At 39.3% G+C, this 22,725-nt stretch carries 21 protein-coding genes and 1 riboswitch; of the genes, 7 read left to right on the top strand and 14 right to left on the bottom strand.

Annotated features, from left to right (window positions below; all coding sequences use genetic code 11):
• From BTO22_RS15160 to pspA, 9 genes are all read right to left on the bottom strand, one after another.
• The coding region (locus BTO22_RS15160; protein ID WP_105056193.1) for an ABC transporter substrate-binding protein at positions 1-695 on the bottom strand (695 nt) is incomplete at its 3' end.
• A 28-nt stretch (positions 696-723) separates the two neighbouring features.
• Complete coding sequence (locus tag BTO22_RS15165; protein ID WP_105056194.1) at positions 724-1,542, bottom strand: ABC transporter permease; 819 nt, start codon at positions 1,540-1,542, stop codon at positions 724-726.
• Positions 1,535-2,281 (bottom strand): ABC transporter ATP-binding protein, encoded by a 747-nt coding sequence (locus BTO22_RS15170; RefSeq protein WP_105056195.1) that lies wholly within the window; start codon positions 2,279-2,281, stop codon positions 1,535-1,537. The genes BTO22_RS15165 and BTO22_RS15170 overlap by 8 nt, the downstream gene beginning before the upstream one ends.
• Before the next feature lie 3 nt (positions 2,282-2,284).
• Positions 2,285-3,139 carry a bifunctional hydroxymethylpyrimidine kinase/phosphomethylpyrimidine kinase gene (gene thiD, locus BTO22_RS15175; RefSeq protein WP_105056196.1) on the bottom strand — a complete coding sequence of 285 codons (855 nt, stop codon included), beginning with the start codon at positions 3,137-3,139 and terminating at the stop codon, positions 2,285-2,287.
• Positions 3,140-3,240: 101 nt separating this feature from the next.
• A riboswitch (TPP riboswitch) is annotated at positions 3,241-3,338 on the bottom strand.
• Positions 3,339-3,401: 63 nt separating this feature from the next.
• Positions 3,402-4,439, bottom strand: a complete 1,038-nt coding sequence (locus tag BTO22_RS15180) for a YcjF family protein (protein WP_105056197.1) — start codon at positions 4,437-4,439, stop codon at positions 3,402-3,404.
• A complete protein-coding gene (locus BTO22_RS15185; RefSeq protein ID WP_105056198.1) occupies positions 4,436-5,833 on the bottom strand; it encodes a YcjX family GTP-binding protein in 1,398 nt (465 codons plus the stop codon). The genes BTO22_RS15180 and BTO22_RS15185 overlap by 4 nt, the downstream gene beginning before the upstream one ends.
• A gap of 105 nt (positions 5,834-5,938) precedes the next feature.
• Positions 5,939-6,325 (bottom strand): envelope stress response membrane protein PspC, encoded by a 387-nt coding sequence (gene pspC / locus BTO22_RS15190; protein WP_017021854.1) that lies wholly within the window; start codon positions 6,323-6,325, stop codon positions 5,939-5,941.
• The gene (gene pspB / locus BTO22_RS15195; RefSeq protein ID WP_012551815.1) at positions 6,325-6,549 is read right to left on the bottom strand and encodes an envelope stress response membrane protein PspB; all 225 of its coding nucleotides are present in this window, start codon (positions 6,547-6,549) and stop codon (positions 6,325-6,327) included. Before pspB ends, pspC begins: the two co-directional genes overlap by 1 nt.
• A gap of 33 nt (positions 6,550-6,582) precedes the next feature.
• The gene (gene pspA, locus BTO22_RS15200; protein WP_023603015.1) at positions 6,583-7,248 is read right to left on the bottom strand and encodes a phage shock protein PspA; all 666 of its coding nucleotides are present in this window, start codon (positions 7,246-7,248) and stop codon (positions 6,583-6,585) included.
• Between the two features lie 184 nt (positions 7,249-7,432).
• On the opposite strand from pspA, the gene pspF reads away from it, so the two are divergent.
• The 7 genes from pspF (at position 7,433) to BTO22_RS15235 (ending at position 14,161) form a co-directional block, all read left to right on the top strand.
• Positions 7,433-8,449 (top strand): phage shock protein operon transcriptional activator, encoded by a 1,017-nt coding sequence (pspF, locus tag BTO22_RS15205; protein ID WP_060992268.1) that lies wholly within the window; start codon positions 7,433-7,435, stop codon positions 8,447-8,449.
• 84 nt (positions 8,450-8,533) lie between these two features.
• Positions 8,534-10,159 (top strand): ABC transporter substrate-binding protein SapA, encoded by a 1,626-nt coding sequence (gene sapA / locus BTO22_RS15210; RefSeq protein WP_105056199.1) that lies wholly within the window; start codon positions 8,534-8,536, stop codon positions 10,157-10,159.
• Complete coding sequence (locus tag BTO22_RS15215) at positions 10,159-11,121, top strand: ABC transporter permease (RefSeq protein ID WP_105056200.1); 963 nt, start codon at positions 10,159-10,161, stop codon at positions 11,119-11,121. The genes sapA and BTO22_RS15215 overlap by 1 nt, the downstream gene beginning before the upstream one ends.
• Positions 11,108-11,995, top strand: coding sequence for a putrescine export ABC transporter permease SapC (sapC, locus tag BTO22_RS15220; protein ID WP_105056201.1), 888 nt, complete (start codon positions 11,108-11,110; stop codon positions 11,993-11,995). The genes BTO22_RS15215 and sapC overlap by 14 nt, the downstream gene beginning before the upstream one ends.
• Positions 11,995-13,008, top strand: a complete 1,014-nt coding sequence (locus BTO22_RS15225) for a peptide ABC transporter ATP-binding protein (protein WP_105056202.1) — start codon at positions 11,995-11,997, stop codon at positions 13,006-13,008. The genes sapC and BTO22_RS15225 overlap by 1 nt, the downstream gene beginning before the upstream one ends.
• Positions 12,992-13,816 (top strand): peptide ABC transporter ATP-binding protein, encoded by an 825-nt coding sequence (locus BTO22_RS15230; RefSeq protein ID WP_105056203.1) that lies wholly within the window; start codon positions 12,992-12,994, stop codon positions 13,814-13,816. Before BTO22_RS15225 ends, BTO22_RS15230 begins: the two co-directional genes overlap by 17 nt.
• A 9-nt stretch (positions 13,817-13,825) precedes the next feature.
• A complete protein-coding gene (locus BTO22_RS15235) occupies positions 13,826-14,161 on the top strand; it encodes a winged helix-turn-helix domain-containing protein (RefSeq protein ID WP_105056204.1) in 336 nt (111 codons plus the stop codon).
• An 11-nt stretch (positions 14,162-14,172) separates the two neighbouring features.
• On the opposite strand, the gene BTO22_RS15240 is transcribed toward BTO22_RS15235, so the two are convergent.
• The 5 genes from BTO22_RS15240 to torE all read right to left on the bottom strand — a co-directional run bounded on the left by BTO22_RS15240 (position 14,173) and on the right by torE (position 22,411).
• Positions 14,173-15,912 carry a glycoside hydrolase family 36 protein gene (locus BTO22_RS15240; RefSeq protein WP_105056205.1) on the bottom strand — a complete coding sequence of 580 codons (1,740 nt, stop codon included), beginning with the start codon at positions 15,910-15,912 and terminating at the stop codon, positions 14,173-14,175.
• Between the two features lie 181 nt (positions 15,913-16,093).
• On the bottom strand, positions 16,094-18,079 hold the full coding sequence (locus tag BTO22_RS15245; protein ID WP_105056206.1) for a methyl-accepting chemotaxis protein: 1,986 nt from the start codon (positions 18,077-18,079) through the stop codon (positions 16,094-16,096).
• Positions 18,080-18,512: 433 nt separating this feature from the next.
• Positions 18,513-20,975 carry a trimethylamine-N-oxide reductase TorA gene (torA, locus tag BTO22_RS15250; protein ID WP_105056207.1) on the bottom strand — a complete coding sequence of 821 codons (2,463 nt, stop codon included), beginning with the start codon at positions 20,973-20,975 and terminating at the stop codon, positions 18,513-18,515.
• Between the two features lie 23 nt (positions 20,976-20,998).
• Positions 20,999-22,177 carry a pentaheme c-type cytochrome TorC gene (torC, locus tag BTO22_RS15255; protein ID WP_105056208.1) on the bottom strand — a complete coding sequence of 393 codons (1,179 nt, stop codon included), beginning with the start codon at positions 22,175-22,177 and terminating at the stop codon, positions 20,999-21,001.
• A gap of 57 nt (positions 22,178-22,234) precedes the next feature.
• A complete protein-coding gene (gene torE / locus BTO22_RS15260) occupies positions 22,235-22,411 on the bottom strand; it encodes a trimethylamine N-oxide reductase system protein TorE (protein ID WP_060992256.1) in 177 nt (58 codons plus the stop codon).
• Positions 22,412-22,725 lie beyond the last annotated feature (314 nt).

Raw genomic sequence — 22,725 nt, forward strand, 5'->3', positions numbered from 1 at the left:
TTAAATTTCTTTAACGCATCGGCATCGTACGTTTTTGCGTTTGCAACAAACACTAATTCATCGTATGACGGCACCCCATGCTCTTCTGGGAAGAAGGATTTCGCTTTATAGCCTTCTAGTGCTAATTGATTGGTTTCAAAATTACGTAACCCTCCCCAAATCGCATCTACTTTTCCTGAAGCTAACGACGAAGAAAGCGCCCAACCAACATTGATAATATTGACCTCTGAAAAGTCCACACCTTCTGTTTTTAGCATGGTTCCAATAGTGGCTTCTTCATTACCCGCAATCGCAATACCTATTTTCTTACCTTTTAAATCAGCTAAGGAATTAACCTTACCGTTATCCAACACCATTAAGGTATTTAAAGGGGTGGCAATCAGGGTGGCAGAACGAATTAACGGTAAGCCTACAGCAACATCGATGGTTAAGCTGGTTTGGTACGAAATCGCTAAATCAATATTATTTGCCGCCACTAATTTCGCAGGCATGCTTGGGTCCGCAGGTTCTTGAATCGTAACGTTCAAGCCTTCGTCTTTGAAATAACCCTTTTGTTGTGCAATAACCACTGGCCCATGATTTGGGTTTACAAACCAATCCAACATAAGTGTCATTGCTTTATCTTCCGCACTTGCCATCATGGAGTAGCTTGAAAGGATAAGAGCCGCTGCTCCTTTAATTAATACCTTTTTCATTTTTCGTTGAGTCCTTTTTACTTATAAATTATTTGTCGTGTTGCCACGGTATGAGTTTTTTTATTAATACGTCTGCAAGAAAATACAAGCTGACCGATAGCGCTGCGAGAATGAATAACGCAGCAAACATTTCATCAATCATCATTCGAGCGTTCGCTTGCAGCATTAAATAACCGAGTCCTTCACTTGAACCTACCCATTCACCAACAACAGCTCCAATAGGCGCTACAACGACAGCGACACGGATGCCAGATGCTAAAGCAGGTAAAGCCGCAGGTAGGCGAACATATTTAAGTAATTGCCATTTTGAGGCACCCATGGTGTGGGCTAAATCAAGGTAACCACTTGGGGTATTTCGCAGCCCGTCATAACAGCAGGTGGTTACAGGAAAGAAAATAATCAAGGCGGCCATCACCACTTTTGACGCGATACCATAACCCAACCACAACATCAAAATAGGCGCGATAGCAAAAACAGGGATCGCTTGGCTCGCGATTAAAATGGGTAATAACCAACGTCGAAGTGGATCAAACAACAGCATTTGAAGCGCAAATAACAAACCCATAGAAAGACCCAAGCCAAGACCAAATAAAATCTCTTGAGCCGTTATCCATGAATGAGTAAGTAGTACATCGTATCGCTCTATTAATTTACTAAAGACAGCCAATGGGCTAGGTAAAATGAAACTAGGTAAAGCAAAAACCACCACAATGAGTTGCCATAAACCGAGGATAATAACCACACTAATCAAGACTCTTATCATAGAGCTAATACTTTGTTGCAACGGTTTTACGGTAATAGTATTGGTCGTTAATGACGTTTGATTTATCAGAATAGATTTAGACATAATCGACCTCTAACGTATCAATTATTTGTTGCTGAAGCGCAGCCAGTTCTGCATTTATCTTGCGAGGTATCTGCGAACTTGGTACCGCTAAAGAGACCGCTGAAGCTGGTTGGCCCTGCATAATATAAACCGCGTCACTCAATCTTAATGCTTCTTGTGGATCATGAGTGATCAATAAAACAGTTTTATCTTCTAGCACTTGAGCAGCAAGATCTTGCAGTCGATAACGAGTCACCGCGTCTAACGCAGAAAAAGGTTCATCCATTAATACCATTGGCTTGTCTTGCATTAATGTTCGAGCTAACGCCACACGCTGACGCATCCCGCCCGATAATTGTGACGGCATACTTTGCTCATGACCTTCTAAGCCAACACGTTGAAGTAACTCTATGGCACGAACTCTGTCGTTATTAAGATCAGCAGAAAACTTATGAGCAAAACAAACGTTATCAATCACATTCAACCATGGCATTAATAAATCTTGCTGCGCCATGTAAGCAATATTACCTTCTAAGCTTTCTTTCCCTTCAATATGAACATCACCCGCCCACACTACCTTATCTGACAGTAACCCTGCCAAATAACGAAGAATCGACGTTTTACCGCAACCACTTTTACCGAGTATCGCCGTCCATTTACCTTTAGGGATCGTCATATTCAACCCAGAAATAATAGGGCTGTAGCCATCTTTATATTGCAAAGTAGCATTAGAAATAACGGCACCGATGCTGTTATTCATCACTTACCCTTTCGTATTTAACGCAAAGAAGTGATTCACAGGGCCATGCCCCTGACCAATATTTAATTCATCAGCGTGGATAATCGCCTGAGTAATGTAATGCTTACCTAGTGTCACAGCAGCTTGTAATTCATGAGCTTGAGCTAAATACGAAGCAATAGCAGAAGATAAAGTACAGCCTGTTCCGTGAGTATTACGGGTTTCGATACGTGCCATTGATAAACGCTCAACTGCATCAGCACAAATAAATAAATCTGTGCTGTTAGAGTCGTCTTCTAAGTGTCCACCTTTTAACAGTACTGATTTAGCACCTAATAGGCGAAGTTCATTGATCATAGCGACCATTTCATCTTCATTTTGAGGAACTTTGCTACCAATTAATGCAGCGGCTTCTGGAAGGTTTGGCGTGATCACATCAGCAAGAGGAAGGAGCTCAGATTTAAGGCTTTCAATAGCAGAAGATTGCAGAAGAAGGTCACCGCTGGTTGCCACCATGACAGGATCAACGACCAGATATTGGGGTTTGTATTGTTTGATTTTTTTTGCGACAGAATGAATGACATCAGAATCACTGAGCATTCCTATCTTAACGGCAATAACATTTAAATCAGAAAAGACGGCATCAAGCTGCTGCTCAACAAATTCACCACTGATTGGATAAATAGCCGTAACACCTTGGGTATTTTGAGCCGTTAATGCGGTAAGAACAGAACAAGCATAACCACCAGTTGCAGAGATGGCCTTAATATCAGCTTGGATCCCAGCACCACCACCACTGTCAGATCCAGCAATGGTTAATACAATCGGTGTGGTAGAAGATAATGTAGATAAAAGTTCGGTGTTGTTTAATGAAGGCATACTTATTTTCCCTAACTAACGGTCGGGAAAAACAGTCGAGTGAGAATAAAATACGTATAAACGCGAGACCTCACCAAAAGAAACGGATCGAAAAGATCGTATCAAAAGGACCATTAGTTCCCTACGTCAGTACTAACTGAATCAGGTTCAACGGGTTCGCTATTGCGATCTCAGCCTAATGGCTCCCCGACTAATGGCGACATACTATCATTAATCGATTTGTAAATAGTATGCTTTTTTATGAGAATGCTAACTGTGTTAGTTAATTCTTATTTTGAGAGCTCAATTTGGATGCTAATTGAGCAACGATGGTTTTACGCATATCAGAAAGTTTAGGCGCTTCGCCAATTTGCCATGGTAATGGGCGCATTAAGTTCATGGTTCTTAGTCCAAAACGTGCCGTTAATAAACCAATACCTAAGCCTTGTGCTGCTCTGCTTGATAGTTTTCCGGCAAGCCCAGTAGATAACATATCCACACCAACATCCGTTGCCATTTCTGTTGCCCCTGCAAACGCCATGTTTTGTAATACCATTTTAAACAAACGCAAACGTCCCCAGTAGCCAAGCTCAACTCCATATACTTGGGAAACTTGCTCAATTAATCGAATGTTACGCCATGCAACCAGTAACATATCAACGACGGCTAATGGACTTATTGCCACCATTAATGCCGATTCACTGGCGTGTTTACTGATTAATGCTTTTGCACGCTTATCTTGCTCTGCCACCACCATGCTGTCATACATTTCAAACACTTCAGCGTTATTATGATGTGATTCAATGCTGTTTTTCCAACGCGTATATTCAACGGTATGAGTGGTCGATCCTTTTTTTGCTAAGTCTTCACAAAACGGTTTGGCCTGTCCAATACCATTCCCTTCAATTAACTCAGTTACTTGATGTTGAATTTCTGCTCGGTTTTTAAGCTTACGCAATGTCCATAATTCACGACCAATTGCGCTAACCCCCATGATTGCTGCAAGGCTAATTAACCCAGCCCAACCCAGTGATAAGAAGTCAGCCGATTGAATGGCAGTTACCACATGATCAACACTTTGCCACACCGTTAAACCAAGGAAACCACCAACTAACGTTTTAACACTCCAATGAGTTTTCTTTTTGATTAACGGGGTTTCAATATCCACACCATCCAATTCCTCTTCTTCGATAGCTTGAGGAACAAATTTAACACTCTCTTCAAATAGCTTTTGAGTTTGAAGGTTATCAACGATTTCGGTATCTTGCTCTAGATCTTGAGGAGATGCTTGAAAGATACGCTGCTTTTTTAACTCACTCATACTAACTTATCTCCTAATAAGAACTGCATCGCCTTATCCATTCGGATGTGTTGCAGTGGCTTATCACTTTCATTCTTTAAAGGCTGAAAACTCATAAAATTAAAAGGCTTTGTTTCCCAGTAGGCTTTGCTTGGAATCCGTTTTGGCACTTCACCCGGGAACATCATTAATGGCTGTTGCTCAGAACTCATTCCCGAAATAGCGGCAAACAACTCACCACCCTCATCGATCATTCCCGCAGTGGTTGCTTGAATCGACGCAATACTCATGCATTCCATTTTGATGCCTTCATACGCCGTTTCTTGCCATGTTTGGTGGATCATCTGCTGCAACAAAGACACCATATTTGGGTGTTGCTCAGGTGTCACATGATCGGCTTTGGTTGCGGCAAACAATACCTTATCAATTTTTGGTGAAAACAGACGCTTAAGCATTGAACTTTTGCCATATTGAAAGCTATGCATCAGTTGATCAACCGCTTGGCGCATATCATTAAACGACTGCTCACCGGCATTTAATGGCTGTAAACAATCAACTAAGACAATTTGGCGGTCAAAATGTCTAAAATGCTCGTTATAAAACTTTTTCACCACATGTTGTTGATAATGTTTATAGCGTTTTTTTAACACTGCAATATTCGAATCTTTACTTGCCTTTGATAATTCATCTTCGGTGTATTTATGTAAGAACATAAATGGAAAAAACTGTAATACAGGCGCGCCAGCCAACTCTCCTGGTAATACAAATCGACCCGGCTGTACCCAATGTAATCCTTGAGAATCTTTACAATCATGCAGATACTGAGTAAACAGATCCGCAATATGAGCCAGTTGCTTTTCATCAACTAGCGCCAAAGGGTCGAGCTTTTTCGCTTCTTGTAGCCACGCTTCAGACAATACCTTTCTATGGCCTGTAAGATTCGACTGCTGCTGTTTAGACCACGCTAAATAATCCATATCCAAAAGCGGTAAATCTAATAACCATTCTCCCGGATAATCAACAATATCAACATGCAAGGTTGCGTTGTCTTGTAAATGTTTTAGCAACCCTGATTTAGGTTTGAATTTTATGGCTAAACGCAATTCACTCACATCTCGAGTTGGCTCTGGCCATGCTGGAGGCTCAGCAAGTAATGAATCCATCCCTTCGTCATAAGTAAAGCTAGGAATAGAAAGATTTGATTGAGGAATACGTTTGGCCCCAATAATTCGACCTTCACGAGCAACAGATAACAAAGGCAACTTATCACTTGAAGCGGCATGTAAGCACTGATTAACCAAAGAGGTAATAAACGCCGTCTTACCTGCACGCGATAGCCCTGTAACCGCTAACTTGACGTGACGATCCATGCTGCGACTGACTAATTTATTCATTTCTTTGGTTAATCTACTCATTTTCTTCTCGCTTTGTGTTTTTCAAATGACTACAAACAACAAATGGAGTGTACAGAACTGAATCTGAACACCCCATGAACAAAGTCTTAATTGATGACTATTTAGTTAAAGATTACGAAATTCGCGGCGAACTTTATATTCAGAAGACGTTACATACCCTTCCATTCGACGAATTTTCTCTTCCATTCTCGCCATGTCTTTATCGACTCGTTTAATCACTTCTGATGGTGATTGCCCCGCTTGCCACGGCTTACTTTTTACCGTGTGTTCACGCTTCTCTTCTGTTCGGTAATACATTTCAACGGGTGCTTTATCTAAAAACAACATAGCAGCAAAGTACGCCAACATGACAAGAAAGCCTGCACTAAATAAAGCAGCCGATACCACTAAGATACGCACTATCCAAGGTTCAATACCAAAGTACTGAGCAATGCCAGCACAGACGCCACCAATTTTTCCGTTTCGAGTATCTCTATACAGTTCTTTTGACATTAGCGCTCCCTCCAACTCGGGGATTCTGCATCTAAAATTTTCTCTAATGTTTCAACACGACGCTGCATTTTATCCGCACGTTCCGTCATTGTTTTAAGTAACTGTGTGTCTTCATGCGATAAACCTTGTGCTGTTTTACCTTTGCTTCGGTAATGCAAAAACAACCATAACGGTGCAACAAAAATAAAAAATATAACCAATGGGAAAGCAAAAAAGCCGCTCATTGTTTTCTCCTTAGTAATTTATGTTCAGTCAGATTATGCGTCTTTTTTCATTTGTTCTTTTAGGCGCTCTAATTCTTTTTCAATTTCATCTTGCGCTTGCAGCTCTGCGAATTCTTGTTCTAGTGAGTTCGCTTTACCCATTGAATAAGTGTCTGCCTTTGCATCCAATTCGTCAATACGACGCTCATATTGTTCAAACTTTGCCATTGCACGTTCTGTTTTACCAGAATGCGTATGCGCTTTAATGTCGTTACGGTGCTGCGCTGTTTGTTGACGGATCACTAATGCTTGTTGGCGAGCACGTGTTTCTGTCAGTTTAGTCTCTAGCTCGGTTAATTCTGTGGTCAACTTCTCAATGCTTTCTTCTACAAGAATAAATTCTGTTTTTAAGCTTGATAGCACATCTTGAACTTTCTGTTTTTCTATCAGAGCTGAGCGCGCTAAATCTTCGCGTTGTTTAATCAAAGCTAAACTTGCTTTTTCTTGCCAATCGGTGACTTGTGCTTCAATTGAACCAATTTTACGTGTTAGCTCTTTTTTATCTGCAATTGCTTTTGCTGATGCAGTACGAACTTCTACTAATGTGTCTTCCATTTCTTGAATGATCAAACGGATCATCTTTTCTGGATTTTCAGCCTTATCCAATAATGAAGTAACGTTAGCATTAACTATGTCTGCAAAGCGTGAAAAAATACCCATAATTTATTCCTCTTTTAATCCAAATTCATTTGTTCTAAACCTATTATGACTATTACATAATGCATGCCAAGTTTTCACACATTACAAATCAATAAGTTACAGAAAATCGACGGCATAACACTTTTAAGCTATGATTAAAATAACCATAATTTAGTCATTTTGACCACAGCTCAAACGGTGAGGTATGAGAAAAGACAGTTTAATTGGTGAGTCTGACGCGTTTTTATCTGCATTAGATCATGCCTCTCAATTAGCCACAATTGATAGACCGATTCTTATTCTTGGCGAACGAGGAACAGGGAAAGAGTTAATCGCTCAACGCCTTCACTTTCTGTCAAAGCGCTGGGATGAACCTTTAGTCAGTTTAAACTGTGCAGCGCTAAGTTCAGGCACTTTAGATTCAGAGTTGTTCGGTCATGATGCTGGCTCTTTTACTGGAGCAAAACAGCGTCATCAAGGTCGATTTGAACGAGCTGATGGCGGTTCTCTATTTTTAGATGAGTTAACTACTGCCCCATTAACTGTGCAAGAAAAACTGCTTCGTGTGATTGAGTATGGTGAATATGAACGCGTGGGTGGGTCTCAAACTCTCAAGGCAGACGTGCGCTTGATTTGTGCAACCAACCAAAATCCGCAAGAGATGGTGACAGAAAAGAAATTCAGAGCCGATTTATTAGATAGACTCTCTTTTGATGTAATTCATTTACCCCCTCTACGATACCGCGAGCAAGATGTTCTCCTTCTTGCTGAGCATTTTGCCATCAAGATGTGCCAAGAAATGAATTTAGCGTATTTTGCTGGTTTTTCACGCTACGCTCAGCATCAAATTTTAGATTATGATTGGCCGGGTAATGTCCGAGAACTAAGAAACTGTATTGAACGGGCGGTCTTTAAACATAATCATGAAGAAGCACAAATTGAATCTATCCAACTTAATCCTTTTATCTCTCCTTGGGAAAGCGAACAAGTGAAAACGCCAGCTTCAGCTATAATCAACACTCAAGAAGAACAAACTCATACTGCTTTATTACCTTTGAATTTAAAACAGTTTCAAAGTGAGCAAGAAAGATACCTGTTAGAACAGGCACTACTTAAAACACAACACCATCAACGCAAAGCTGCTGAAGAATTAGGCATTACTTATCACCAATTTCGAGGATTATTAAAAAAGCATCAAATCTTAGACACAAACAGAGGATAATCTTAGATATTTAAGTGCAGAACCAGTCACTTGGGTATAAAATGACAGGTTCATTAATTAAAATTGATAAAAGCTGCGGTCATTATGAAGATTATTGCGCGCATACTCATAACTGCAACAGGATTGTTTACTCTTTCCGGTTGTTATGATGCGGGGATTAAACAAACAATTCATGAAACAGGATTCATTTATTGTGAGTCTGGAGATGTGGATGTCTTTAACCCACAAATATCTGATGAAAATAGCATTCTTGAAGCTATTAGCGCTCAAATTTATGATCGCTTGCTTATTATTGATCCTATAACCCAAAAGCCATCTTCTAACTTAGCAAGTGAATGGCAAGTTGATGATAGTGGAACGATTTATACTTTTACCTTACAGCCAAACGTCGCTTTTCATTCGACGGAATTATTTACACCAACACGCTTTCTTAACGCTAATGATGTTGTCTTTAGTTTTAATCGTATTTTAGATCCAGAAAACACATACCATAACGTTAATTCTGGGAATTACCCATGGTTCGATAGCATCAACTTTTCTCAAACGGTAACGTCTGTTAAAGCTATCAATCCACACCAAGTTCAATTTACGCTTTCTTCACCAGATAATACTTTTTTATCCTCTTTAGCGACCTCTTATGCCGTTATACTCTCAGAGGAATATGCTCAGCAACTTGCAGCATCTGATGATAAAAATATGATTGATTTACTTCCTGTAGGTACTGGTCCTTTTAAGTTATCTCAATTTCAAAAAAATGAGATGGTACGTTTAAAACGACACAATGATTATTGGCAAGGCAAAGCTAAAATGTCACAAGTCGTCTTTGACATATCAAGCCGTGGTACAGGATCATTAGCAAAACTATTACGCCAAGAGTGTGATGTTGTTGTGAATCCGATATCTAGCCAGCTCCCAATCATTATCAAAAATGATGAACTTACGCTGTATTCACAAACAGCGACCAATGTTGCTTTTATTGCTATCAATACACAAAATCCATTATTACAAGATCAGCGCGTTCGTAAGGCTCTTAACTTTGCGATTGACCGATCAAGCTTAATTAACTCGGTGTATTACAATTCAGGTATCGAAGCGAAATCAATTCTTCCACCGGCATCGTGGGCTTATGGCAACGACAGTTCATTTATCCGCTATGATTTAAACTACGCAAAAGGCTTATTGCGAGAAGCAGGAGTTAAAACACCACTCGATCTAATTATGTGGGTTCCTTTAGACAATAACTCTTATAACCCTAGCCCTAAAAAATCAGCTGAAATTATACAAAGTGATTTTTCTAAAATTGGCATTAACTTAACGCTCATCACAAGCGATTTATTAAGCCGTAACGAACTTATTGCTCATGATATTGATCTAGTACTTACTGGCTGGAACGCCAACAGTTCAGATCCTGACTCCATGCTTAGGCCTCTACTCTCTTGTAATGCAAAACAAGCTGGGTTTGGTGTGGCTAATTGGTGTAATGAAGAGTTTGATTTATTATTGGATCTTGCAAAAGAAACCAACCAACCTCGTTATCGCATCAATATTTACCGCCAACTTCAAAATTTATTGAACGAAGAGTTACCTATTATCCCTCTTGCTCATGGCATCAAATATCAAGCGAATCAAGCTTCATTAAAGGGGTTTACCTTGAGCCCATTTAATACATATTCTTTCCATGATGTTGTAAGAATTAAGGAGGAAGAATAATGTGGATTTATACAATTCGACGTTTTAACTTATTCATTATTACGCTATTGATCCTGACTTTGATCGGTTTCAATATCTTACGCCTTGATGCAACCTCAGCATGGTCTCAAACCTCTTTTTTCTCTGGTTGGGTAACCTATTTAGGTGAGTTAGCAAATGGAAACCTAGGCGTTAATCAGTATGGCGTAAACATGCTTGATGAAATTCTACGTGTTTTTCCAGCCACTATCGAACTGTGTTTCTTTGCCTTTCTCATTGCACTAATCATTGGCACACCGATCGGTACTATTGCTGGTATGCGTCAAGGCAAACCCACAGATACCATTGTTTCCTCTATTGCGTTGTTAGGATACTCAATGCCATTATTCTGGATAGCATTGATATTATTAATGTTCTTCAGTTTACATTTAGGGGTTACCCCTGTTTCTGGCCGCTATAGTTTATTGTATGAATTCGATGCAACCACTGGATTCGTATTTATCGATGTATTGGCATCTAAATCTCCTTATCGTGCGGAAATGCTAGAAAATATTATTCAGCACTTAATCTTACCCACGCTAGTATTGTCTATTGCTCCTATGACAGAAGTCATTCGTTTAATGCGTTCTTCAGTAGCAACGGTGATTACTCAAAACTACATTAAGGTCGCTCATACAAAAGGGTTATCGAAATTTGAGATCATGGTAAAGCATATTATCCGTAATGCTCTTCCTCCAATCATACCAAAACTTGGTATTCAGTTATCAGGCTTATTTACCGCGGCAATATTAACAGAATCAATTTTTAATTGGCCTGGGGTCGGGCGTTGGCTGCTTGATGCGATTATTAATCAAGATTTTGTTGCGATTCAAGCTGGTGTTATTACTGTAGCGTCATTTATTCTATTGGCTAATATCTTATCGGATTTATTAGGTGCCGCCGTAAACCCATTAGTAAGGAAAGAGTTCTATGCTCTCAAATAGCGTTTATCAAGAGGAACACATCCCTACTCAAATAGAGCGTTTCTGGTTGAGTTACCGTGCTAATTCATTAGCCATGTTCGGGTTTTGGTGTTTATTGTTGATCATCATTATTACCACTTTTTCTCCATGGTTAAGTCCGTATGACCCACAATGGCAATCTGAAAACCTATTAATGCCGCCATCTTGGAGCTCTGAAGGGGATGTTACTTTTTTCTTAGGAACCGATGATTTAGGTCGCGATATTTTATCTCGACTGCTTATTGGCTCACAACTCACGTTTGGTTATGCCGTTATCGTCGCCCTGCTCTCTGGCTTTGTCGGTTGCGTTATTGGTATTTTTGCAGGTATGACAAAAGGCTTGTTATCAAGCATCTTGAATCATCTTCTTGATACAATTTTATCGATCCCTTCATTATTACTTGCGATTATCTTTGTTGCATTTTTAGGCTTTGGCGAGTTCAATATTTTATTAGCAATTTGGCTTGCCCTTATTCCTCGTTTTATTCGAGCTGTTTATACTGCAGTACATAATGAAATGGAAAAAGATTACATTTTGGCTGCTCGTTTAGACGGTGCTAATGATTTCTATCTATTATGGAACTCTGTGTTACCCAATATCCTTACTATCATTGTGGCAGAGATGACTCTTGCTTTCTCTGTGGCGATTTTAGATATCACCGCCTTAGGTTTTCTAGGGTTAGGCGCACAAGCCCCAAGCCCTGAATGGGGCGCTATTTTAGGTGATTCAATTGAACTTATTTATATTGCCCCTTGGACTGTAACCTTACCGGGTATCGTCATTACTTTCACAGTGATTATCATTAACTTAGTTGGTGATGGGATTCAACGCGCATTAAATGCGGGGACAGAATAATGCCATTATTAGACATTCGCCACTTAACCATTGAGTTAGAAACCCCTCAAGGAATGGTAAAAGCGGTTGACCGCATGAGCCTGACTCTAAATGAAGGAGAAATCCGTGGTCTTGTTGGTGAATCTGGCTCAGGTAAATCTCTAGTCGCAAAAGCCATTTTAGGGATCACTAAAGATAACTGGAAGATCAGCGCAGACAGGATGCGTTTGGGGAATATCGACCTACTCGCTTTATCTCCAAAAGAACGACGCCGTGTTATTGGTCGTGAAATGGCGATGATCTTCCAAGAGCCATCAACTTGTCTTGATCCATCAGAACAAGTGGGCAACCAACTTAAAGAAGCTATCCCATCCAAGTACTTTACTGGTAATTGGTGGCAACGTTGGAATTGGCGAACCAAAGGCGCAATCGCACTGCTTCATAAAGTGGGAATTAAAGATCATAAGCGAATTATGAAATGCTACCCTTATGAACTTACAGATGGTGAATGCCAGAAAGTAATGATCGCTATGGCAATTGCCAATAAACCACGTATCTTAATCGCCGACGAGCCAACAGATGAATTGGATGCGGTGACACAGTCACAAATATTCCGTTTGTTGAGCCGCATGAATCAGGTTAACAACACAACAATTCTGCTAATTAGCCATGATTTAATCACCTTAACACAGTGGGTTGATAGAATTACCGTAATGTATTGCGGTCAATCGGTTGAATCTGCTAGCCGCAAAGAGATCCTTGAGGCACCAAAGCATCCTTATACCAATGCATTATTACGTGCAATGCCAGATTTTAGTAAAGATGGGATCCCTCATAAAGCTAAGTTGGAATCTTTGCCAGGAACCATTCCTCCGTTACAGCATTTACCTATTGGTTGCCGCTTAGGTCCTCGATGCCCTTATGCTCAACGTAAATGTGTTGAAGTTCCTGAAGGTAGAAAAGTGAAAGACCATAAATTTAGCTGCCATTTCCCATTAAATTTTGAGGAGAAGAAAAATGACTGCGCTTCTTGAAGTTACTGATCTTAAAAAAGACTATGTATTTCGCACAGGCTTGTTTCGTAAACAAATTAAAGAGGCCGTAAAGCCTGTTAGTTTTTCTTTAGAAGCAGGCCAAACCTTAGGGTTTATTGGCGCTAACGGCTCAGGAAAATCCACGGTTGCTCGTATGCTAGCAGGTGTTGTTGAACCAACCTCTGGCATCATAAAAGTTAATGGCGAAGTGCTCGATTACAAAGACTTTAAAACTCGTTGTAAGCTTATTCGTATGATTTTTCAGGATCCAAACTCTTCGTTAAATCCTCGAATTCAAATTGGTCGAATTTTAGAAGGCCCATTAAAACGTAATACAAGCATGTCACCAGAAGCTCGAGAACGACGAGTAAAAGACACCTTGCAACGTGTTGGCTTATTACCTGAACATGCTTACTTCTACCCGCAAATGCTTGCAACAGGCCAAAAACAACGTGTGTGTCTCGCTCGTGCGTTGATATTGCAACCTTCTATCATTGTGGCAGATGAGGCATTGAACGGATTAGATATGGCTATGCGTTCTCAGATCATTAATTTGTTCTTAGAGCTTCAGCAAGAAATGGCAATTTCATTTATTTATGTATCGCAGCACATTGGAGTTGTAAAACACATTACAGACAAGGTAATGGTAATGCATGAAGGTGAAGTCGTAGAGAAAGGAGCCACTCAAGACGTATTTGCTAAGCCTCAACACTCAATCACACAACGTTTGTTAGAAAGTCACTTTGATGCTCCAACACACGATAGAAAACAGCGCATCAGTGCAGCAACACCTAAGATTGAGTGCTAATTAATCTCTATGAATAAAAAAGAAATAATAGAAACGATAAACATGACTATTGATTATGAGAGCTTAGTTGTTCTCGTAAATAATCACAGTGATGAAGTAAAGCTAAGCCTCAACGAAGCAAATTTATTATTTCTTTTTTATAGTAATCCAAATAAAATTTACACCAAAGATGAAATTTACTTAGAGTGTTGGCAAGATGGAGCCTTTTCAAATAGTGTCGTTACTCAAACAATTTCGTTATTGAGAAAAAAATTTCTTAAATACAATATTCTTGGATATTTTAGATCTTTTTATAAAAAAGGAGTATTCCTTCTGTTGAAATACCCCTCCTCTAATTTCAAGTGATATAAACGCTTTTAATTAGAAACCAAAATAGCTCTACTACTTAAACCATTTTCTAATGTCAGTGATAACATTTGCATTGGTTCTTCGTTTAATTGCTCACCTGTCCAAAAATCACGCCAAATGGATGGCTGGTCAGCTACTAATGTATGCTCTATTAATTCATCATCATAATTGAATACGCAATGCAGTTCATGTTGATGGTTTAATCGCAAGCTACAATGGCGATTTGATAACGATTTAAATTGTGCTGAATCTTGAGTTAATCGAAGACGGGAAAGCAAATTCTTCCATGTCTTTTTAGCAAAATTATTAAGCTCTGGTAGTGGGTCTCCTGATAATGCCAGCCCCCCAGACGCTAGAATGACATTTCGATGAAACTCATAATACTTTCTTTCAGTACCTTGATTCGACAAAGATGTTAACGTTAAACAATCAGGATCTATTTGCCATAACTTACGATGTTGCCAACTGCGATAAAATATTTCGTTTGCAATTTGCTCAAAGCGCTCTGGGTTACGTTCAACATCATCTGAAATACGCATAGCATCAACAAGACCAAGAGATGGCCACATTGGCGCATTACAGCCAAGAATTAAGGCATCGCCAGCACCATTGATAATCGCCTGCATTCCTAAACGATAAGCTTCTATCCCTGTAATTCCTGATTGAATACGATGCCCTTTTAAGCATCCCCAGAAGTTTGCATCCAGTTTAAATAACTCAACCCCCCACTCTTCTTGCATGGTATGAATAACTTCTGTTAAGTGCCTTTGAACTTCTGGCTTTGAGGTATCAAGAATATACCAAGGTGTACAACGCCAACCTCCATAAGTGATATCTTCCGCTTTTAATAACTCACCATTTTCATGACGTACAAACCAATCTGGATTATTTTTAAAGACTTCTGACTCTGGTTGTACAATAAATGGAGCCATCCAAATCGCTGGTTTTTTACCCTTATCTTTAATCTCTTTAAGTAGTGCTTTAATGCCGTTTGGGAATTTCTCTGATGGTGTTAACCAATCTCCCATAAATGCTTGATAACCATCATCCAATAGCACCCATTCAAAATCTTGTTGCTCTGTACACATAACTTCTACATTATCGAGTACATTTTTTTCAGTCACTTCTGCGTAATAGGCATACCAAGAACACCAACCTACTGGTGCATTCTTTTTAACACCAGGCCTAATTGGGTGCTTCTCTTGAATTTTTACAGCATAAAGCTCATAAAGCTCAGCAAGGGAATCGGCATTGATAACCGTGATTGCTTCCATTTGATTACTTGCCCAATCTTGTGGTCGTGTATGCTCACCATCAAGAAAAGCCATTACATTCATATCACCTTGGTATTCATGAATTTCAAAATACCCAGCAAAACGGTAGCAAGAAGTGAAGCCAAACAAAGTAAAACCATTTGATTGCTCAACGACTAAGTAGTTATAAAATCGTTTTTTCGCACTTTCAGGGTACAAACGATAGCTCGAATTATTATCAGGACAACGACCAATATCTTTTAGCGTATCAACTTGGCCAGCCGTTTGAGCAAGCATTTGAAAGCCATCACCTAAAATTTTAGCATCATGCTCAAGTTGCGTTGGAAATTGTAAGACTAGGAAATGATCATTAATTGGGGAGTTGTGAATGCCAGCAAAACGCATGGTTATTTGATCGTTCTGTAACTCATAAACTAAATCATTTTGAACAGGAATTGTTTCTTGTCCACATAAGAAAAATAATGGGTTCATCATGTACTTCCTATTGTTACTTTCTACGCTAACTCAATCAATTAACGCTTTAATTCACATAGAATACTACGATTAAGGAGACAATCAATACTAACAAGAAAAAGGCAAGACTTTAAGCGGATAAAATAAAAGGAAGAAGCGTGAGGCTGATATTTATATACCAGCCTCTTTAGTTACTTATTATTTATAATTTAAAAAACAACAATTGTTCTCTTTGATTCTCTGATAACTCAGACAAGTGTTGGCTAGCTTGAGTTGACTCTCGAATGCCCTCCACATTTTGGTTAATACTTTCAGTAATAACATTCACGTTTTCACTAATAGATTCAATGGCTCTGTTTTGCTCATTCGCCGCCGTTGCCATTTCTGAGTTTGTCTGAGAAATCGATTCGATAGAATCTGAAATATTTAATAACTGATTATTTGTATCAATACTCATTTGAGCCGTTTTGTGAATCATATCTATTGACTGGTTTACAGCGTCAACCACATTCAATGATTTCTGCTGTAAGTCGTTAATGATATTTTGAATATTTTGTGTTGATTGCTGCGTTTTAGCCGCAAGTACACGCACCTCATCAGCAACTACAGCAAAACCTCGACCACTTTCACCAGCTCGTGCTGCTTCAATCGCCGCATTTAATGCTAATAAGTTCGTTTGCTCTGAGATAGAATCGATAACAGTAATCACTTCACTAATACGGTCGGTCTGATCTTTTAAAATCATCACTTCGCTTGATGTACCATCCATTTGAACGGCTAAATCTTTACTTAACTTAACCCCTTCAGATGCAGATTTAGCACCATCACGACTCATTCCAAGCACTTCTCTTGCTTTGATATCTGCTTGGTTTGCAGACTCATCAACTTGATTTGCAGAAGCCGCTAGTTCAGTAATTGCTGCGGCAATTAAATCCACTTGTGACTTTTGATCTGATGCATTTGCTTCGCTCTGTACCATAATAGCTGCAAGTTCTGTTGAAGAAGATGATACCTCTTCACCCACATTACGTAAGCTACTGATCATTTCTTGAAGTCGAATTACCGTGCTATCTGTATTCTTACATAACTCACCAATTTCATTTTCGTTTGATTGATGGTTTAGCGAATCTAAACGACCATTTGAAATATCAGACATTTGTTCTTGAAGAATCAAAATTGGTTTGGTTACAACTTGAGCAATAATAACACCAATAATCAATGAAACTATTACCGTAATCGCTATCGAAATAAACAGTAAATTTTGACTTTCTGAAATCAAATTCATATTCATTGACGAAATTTTCTGGTTCATTGACGACAAGCGTTCTTTTTCTTTGTTTAACTCTTCATAGATGATACCGCCAAGATTAATCATCTCTTGCTTGTGCTGATTAATACTTGTTGTTGCGTTCCAAAGAATCGCATTCATATCTGATTGAGATTTAAATGCATCCATCATTATTTTTTTTGCGCCTTCATGTTCTAAAGGGGCAATAAGTTTAGCTAACGTTTCAAATTCTCGATTAACAATATCGATTCTTGATGCTTTGCTTACTGATGTATATAAATCGTCATTAAATAAAGACGTCATTTGAATTTCAATACTACCAGCGCTGTTATATACCTCTGGAAGAATTTTATTCCAATAAGCTTTCGCTTCTTCATTTAGATCTGATGCTGATATTAATTCACTCGCTTGTTGAATTGGCGTAGTCAAATAAATAGAGTTTCCCCATTCTTCAACTTTGGCATCATTATGTTCGGCAATTTTACTCGCTAGTTTTTTATACTTATTAATTTGAGATAAAATCTCATTCACTTCTTGCTGTAAGACTTCTGGCGATTTAGCCGCCGCACCAATTTGTTGCAGCGTTCTTTGCTGCTCAACCATACTTGTGAAATTTGAACGTAATTCTGATGATATACCATCAAAATCAATCGCCTTTAATAGTCCAAAATCAGTAAAACTTGCAGACACGCTTAATCTTAAGAAAAGTAAGCGTGACTCAGCAACAGACACGTTACTTAATTGAGTGCTTCTGTATTCTGAAATTTGTACATTACGGTTTGTCGATTCTAGTTTTTGGTTAACTAAAAATATAGCGATTATCATAACAATAATTGTCGCTAAAACTGGCATTAATATTTGATACTTTGTTTTTAGATTCATTAATAATTTTTGCAGCATTCTGGCTCTACTCTAAGCATTTCACCTGTGTGAAATTTTCGGCGAGAGAATAATACATATATTGAAATTCTCATAGTAAAATAGCATGAGTTTCGATAAAAATAATGCACTATAAAAATGCCAAATATAAGAAACCAGATATAATAAATTTAATAATACTTAGTCACTAAAATATGAATGATATATATAAAAAAAGCACCTAAATATAGGTAATGCCGATCAGTTAGTCACTTTATTGAGTAATTATGCACTATTTATTCAATGTCTAATAGATATGGCAAAGTACCCGTTAAGAGAGTGAAAGATAGATACAACAAGGGCTCCAGAATGATTGTAATAAATTCGTCTGAAGCCCTTGTTTTTATTGATGTTCGCTTAACTGACTGGCATTACCTAAATATAGGTGCTTTTTAATTAGTTAACTTTTATTGTCTTATTCAACAATAATTGGACCACCGAATGAAGTTACAGGTGGAACTTTACCTTTGAATTTCTCAAAGTTAACTAGACATGTATTCGCTGATGTCGCCTGAGCAAGCTCAGATGATGGAATATCTTGCGTCAGTGTGTTTGGATCGCCATAAGTACAGATTGCACCCACTTTTTCATTTAGTGGACCGTACCATGCACCTTCTTCGATACGGATAACACCACGAGGGTAACTATCAGTAAGAACAGCACCAGCAAGAAGCTGACCACGACCATTAAATACACGAACTAGATCACCACTCTTGATGCCTTTTTCTTTTGCATCTAGAGGGTTAATGTATACCGGCTCACGACCTTGAACAGCGTAAGTTGCACGGAACTCTTCAGACTCACACATTTGTGAATGCAAACGCTTATCAGGGTGACAAGATTGCATCCAGAATGGGTGTTCTTTAGAACCTGGACCGCCATGTGAACGTTCCGATTTCTCGAACCACATTGGGTGACCTTGACATTCTTCGTAACCAAAGCGCGCAATCTTACGGCTTGTGATTTCAATGAAACCAGAAGGTGTACCTAGTGCATTAACTTCAGGATCTTTACGGAAATCAGCGTGACGAACCCATGGCTTACCTTCACCGAAGTCTAGAACGCCTTTTTCCCAGAATACATCAAATTCAGGCATATCAAATTTGCCTTCGTTTGCTGTGCGACATTCAGCATAAAGTGAACGAACCCACTCCATCTCATCCATACCGCGAGTATATTCTTTATGACGGCCAAAACGACGTGTCAGTTCAGTCATGATCTCAAAATCAGATCGTGATTGATATAGAGGGTCTACAAGCTTGTGCATTGCAATTAAGCCACGCGCAGAGTATGAACCGTATTGGTCAATATCGTTACGTTCCCATTGCGTACATGCTGGAAGTACGATATCAGAGAAACGACACGTTGCAGTCCAAGCAAAATCAATCGTTACAACCGTTTGAAGTTTTTGGAACGCTTTCTTCATTCGGTTACGATCTTGGTGGTGATGCCAAGGATTATTACCAGAGATAACCATCATTTTGAAATCAGGTAATACAACTTTATTACCGTTATAACGGATTTCTTTACCTGGTTCTAATAGGCAGTCAATCCAACGCGCTACAGGAATAGTATTACTGTAACCATTGAAATCGTTGTTATTCCACTTAGGCTCATGACCTTGGTCCACGTTACGTGGGAAACCACCAGGGCCTGCAAAACCAGTAGAAGGAACACCAACACTTGAGTAGTGGTGACTGTAAGATACACCACCACCAGCAAGACCGATTTGACCTGTCATTGCAGATAGAACGGTACCCATCCAGTACGGTTGCTCACCGTGTTGTTGACGCTGGATACACCATCCAAATAGGATTTGTGTACGACCCGTTGCCATCATTTTCGCGAACTCGCGAATTTGCTCAGGTGATACGCCACAGATCTCAGCAGCCCATTCAGGAGTTTTAACTACTTTATCTTTAGTTTCACCAAGTACGTATTGCATAAACTCGTCAAAGCCTAGGCAGTAAGTATCGATGAATGCTTTATCGTACAAATTCTCAGTGTATAGCGTGTAAGCCACAGCTAGCATGAACGCCACATCAGTTTGTGGATTCAAATACATGTGATCGTTTTGTAAGAAACGCTGTGTTTTGTTTTTCACTGGGTCAACAGAAAGTACATTTACTTTACCTGCTGCCACTTTTTCTTTTAGCTTCTCAAGGTAAGCATAAGATTCATGAGTTTCACAGTTCCAACCTACTTGAAGGTTTTTAACTGGATCTGTTGCCCATAAAATAATGTTGTCTGAATGCTCGATGATCTCAGACCAAGAAGTACCTTGTGCGTACACTTCTGTAGAGCCAAGAACGTAAGGCATGATTGTTTGACCTGCACCCGTCGAGTAGTCGCCTACTTTCTTGATGAAGTTACCATGCATACCAACAGCACGTTGCATTTGAGCAGTACAGTTGTGGAAAGAACCGGTTTGGTTCCAACCCGTTTGACCTGCATGAAGCGCCCATGGACCGTAGTCTTTTTGAACACGCTCAAGCTCACGGTAGAATAAATCTAACGCTTCATCCCACGTGACACGTACAAAACGGTTGTTACCACGAGTCTCAGCTGAGTACTTATGTTTTTTCAGCCAATCTAGACGTACCATTGGGTAACGAACACGGCTTGGGCTATAAATAATGCCTTTGATACCATTCAACATGTCTGTTGGATGCTTATCCATTTCTAACGCTTTAATTTCTTGTACTTTGCCACCATAGATGTGCGCACGGAACGCACCCCAGTGTGAGCCAGACATACGCCATGTGCCAGTTGTTTCAGCGGCGTTTGCTTTTGAAGACATTAGTAGGCTTGGACCTACTAAAGATACTGCACTTGTTGTTGCAACACCTTTTAGAAAACTTCTTCTGCTAATAGACATAATGCTATCTACTCCATTAATTCTTAGTGTTTTTCGTCAGAAAAATCTGAAGAGTGTTTTTGTAGGTATTTCAATACAAGTGACTTACTGTCAGTATCGAAGTTAACGAATGCCATCATACCGTCAAACATACCAGGCCATGTGTTAGAGTCGAAATGCGCTTCAGCTGGTTGAGTGTGACATACAGAACAGTTCGTTTTGTATGACTCTTCAGCTTTCTGCCAAACGGTAGTATAGTCAGGTAAGAAATCTTCTTGTTTCATCCATAGACTTACCGTTACACGCTGCCAAGGTAGACCTGTTAGATCATCTTCTTTCGTTTCAAATTTCTCAACAAATTTATCGTTCTGAGCTGCATCTTTAAGTAAAGCACCTACCGCAATGTTCATACCAAAATCTTCTTGGATAACACGACCGAAGCCTTTAACTTTACGCCAACCTTCGATAGCAACTTTCATTGCATCGCCTTTCTCTTCAAGTACAGTTACTTGAGACGCTGGGTTTAATAGGCCCGCTTCAACTGTCAATTTAGCATCTTCATACATAGGAAGGTGACGAACAGATACGTAAGTTTGACCGTCTTCGTATTTAGTGTTACCCGCAAGCTGAGTTAATTCACTCACCATGCCGCCAGAGCTGTCCATATTTGCAGGAAGACTATGAGCAATACCTTTATGGCAATCTACACAACTTTGGTCACGTTCTTTCGCGCCTTGCATTTGGATACGTGCAGTTGGTTGCATTTTAGAGAAATCCATACCGTCATAGTCATGACAGTTACGACATTCAAGAGATTTGTTTGCGCTAAAACGGTCCCATTCGTGCTGGGCTAAAACGATACGACGCTCTTCAAATTTCTCAGGGGTATCAATGAAACCAAATACGTGAGCAAATACTTCTTTACTTGCTTGCATCTTACGAGCAATTTTAGAAGTCCATTCATGTGGAACGTGACAATCAGGACAAGTTGCACGAACACCTGAACGGTTTTTATCGTGAATTGTTCCTGCGTATTCAGGTTGAATATTATCTGCGTGACAGCTAACACAGAACTCTTCTGTATTTGTCGCTTCTAGCGCAACGTTAAAGCCACCCCAGAAAATAACACCGGCAATGAAACCACCAAGGGTTAAAACACCCAAGCTGATATGTACACTCGGACGAGCAAAAACCGCCCAAGCTCTTTTAAGTAATGACATCATAATTGCTTCTCTTTTATCTAATTCTAATTTGTTGTAGCCGCGGGTTCTTAAAAAGAATTAACCACCGTGACCTGGCATACCAAAAAACAGTGCCTGCATTAACCACACAGAAAAACCGTACGCACCAACCACACCCACACTTAGAATTGGGAAAAGAACAACTGTGATGAAGAAAAAGGCTTTCCATTCAGATGAACGTTCAGCTCCATCGTTTTGCTTTATTGCATTGCTCATAATTTTATTCCTAGTTATCTTTCTACTTTATAAATATAGAAAATGTTAACAAGTTGTCGAACCTATCTGACATAGATTTTAATCCCTCACAAATAGTGCTTCAATTAAATTTTGAAGATAAACCCTTTTATCTACTAGTTTTTTGCGTTCATCCAGAGATGTATTTAATTGAAAAATAATGTATAGAATTATTAACACTTGTGACAAATTAATTTTATGTGATAATTGTTAATAATGTTAATTACCTCTAAAGGATAGGTAAACTTAGTAACTTTACTAATTGATCTACATCAATTTTAGCACCTTATTACATT

It is taken from the genome of Aliivibrio sifiae, from assembly GCF_002954705.1.
Lineage (GTDB): Bacteria > Pseudomonadota > Gammaproteobacteria > Enterobacterales > Vibrionaceae > Aliivibrio > Aliivibrio sifiae_A.

Coding starts and splice junctions, on each gene's coding strand:
- BTO22_RS15165 (WP_105056194.1), bottom strand. CDS start 1,542: ATGTCTAAATCTATTCTGATAAATCAAACGTCATTAACGACCAATACT.
- BTO22_RS15170 (WP_105056195.1), bottom strand. CDS start 2,281: ATGAATAACAGCATCGGTGCCGTTATTTCTAATGCTACTTTGCAATAT.
- thiD (WP_105056196.1), bottom strand. CDS start 3,139: ATGCCTTCATTAAACAACACCGAACTTTTATCTACATTATCTTCTACC.
- BTO22_RS15180 (WP_105056197.1), bottom strand. CDS start 4,439: ATGAGTGAGTTAAAAAAGCAGCGTATCTTTCAAGCATCTCCTCAAGAT.
- BTO22_RS15185 (WP_105056198.1), bottom strand. CDS start 5,833: ATGAGTAGATTAACCAAAGAAATGAATAAATTAGTCAGTCGCAGCATG.
- pspC (WP_017021854.1), bottom strand. CDS start 6,325: ATGTCAAAAGAACTGTATAGAGATACTCGAAACGGAAAAATTGGTGGC.
- pspB (WP_012551815.1), bottom strand. CDS start 6,549: ATGAGCGGCTTTTTTGCTTTCCCATTGGTTATATTTTTTATTTTTGTT.
- pspA (WP_023603015.1), bottom strand. CDS start 7,248: ATGGGTATTTTTTCACGCTTTGCAGACATAGTTAATGCTAACGTTACT.
- pspF (WP_060992268.1), top strand. CDS start 7,433: ATGAGAAAAGACAGTTTAATTGGTGAGTCTGACGCGTTTTTATCTGCA.
- sapA (WP_105056199.1), top strand. CDS start 8,534: ATGAAGATTATTGCGCGCATACTCATAACTGCAACAGGATTGTTTACT.
- BTO22_RS15215 (WP_105056200.1), top strand. CDS start 10,159: ATGTGGATTTATACAATTCGACGTTTTAACTTATTCATTATTACGCTA.
- sapC (WP_105056201.1), top strand. CDS start 11,108: ATGCTCTCAAATAGCGTTTATCAAGAGGAACACATCCCTACTCAAATA.
- BTO22_RS15225 (WP_105056202.1), top strand. CDS start 11,995: ATGCCATTATTAGACATTCGCCACTTAACCATTGAGTTAGAAACCCCT.
- BTO22_RS15230 (WP_105056203.1), top strand. CDS start 12,992: ATGACTGCGCTTCTTGAAGTTACTGATCTTAAAAAAGACTATGTATTT.
- BTO22_RS15235 (WP_105056204.1), top strand. CDS start 13,826: ATGAATAAAAAAGAAATAATAGAAACGATAAACATGACTATTGATTAT.
- BTO22_RS15240 (WP_105056205.1), bottom strand. CDS start 15,912: ATGATGAACCCATTATTTTTCTTATGTGGACAAGAAACAATTCCTGTT.
- BTO22_RS15245 (WP_105056206.1), bottom strand. CDS start 18,079: ATGCTGCAAAAATTATTAATGAATCTAAAAACAAAGTATCAAATATTA.
- torA (WP_105056207.1), bottom strand. CDS start 20,975: ATGTCTATTAGCAGAAGAAGTTTTCTAAAAGGTGTTGCAACAACAAGT.
- torC (WP_105056208.1), bottom strand. CDS start 22,177: ATGATGTCATTACTTAAAAGAGCTTGGGCGGTTTTTGCTCGTCCGAGT.
- torE (WP_060992256.1), bottom strand. CDS start 22,411: ATGAGCAATGCAATAAAGCAAAACGATGGAGCTGAACGTTCATCTGAA.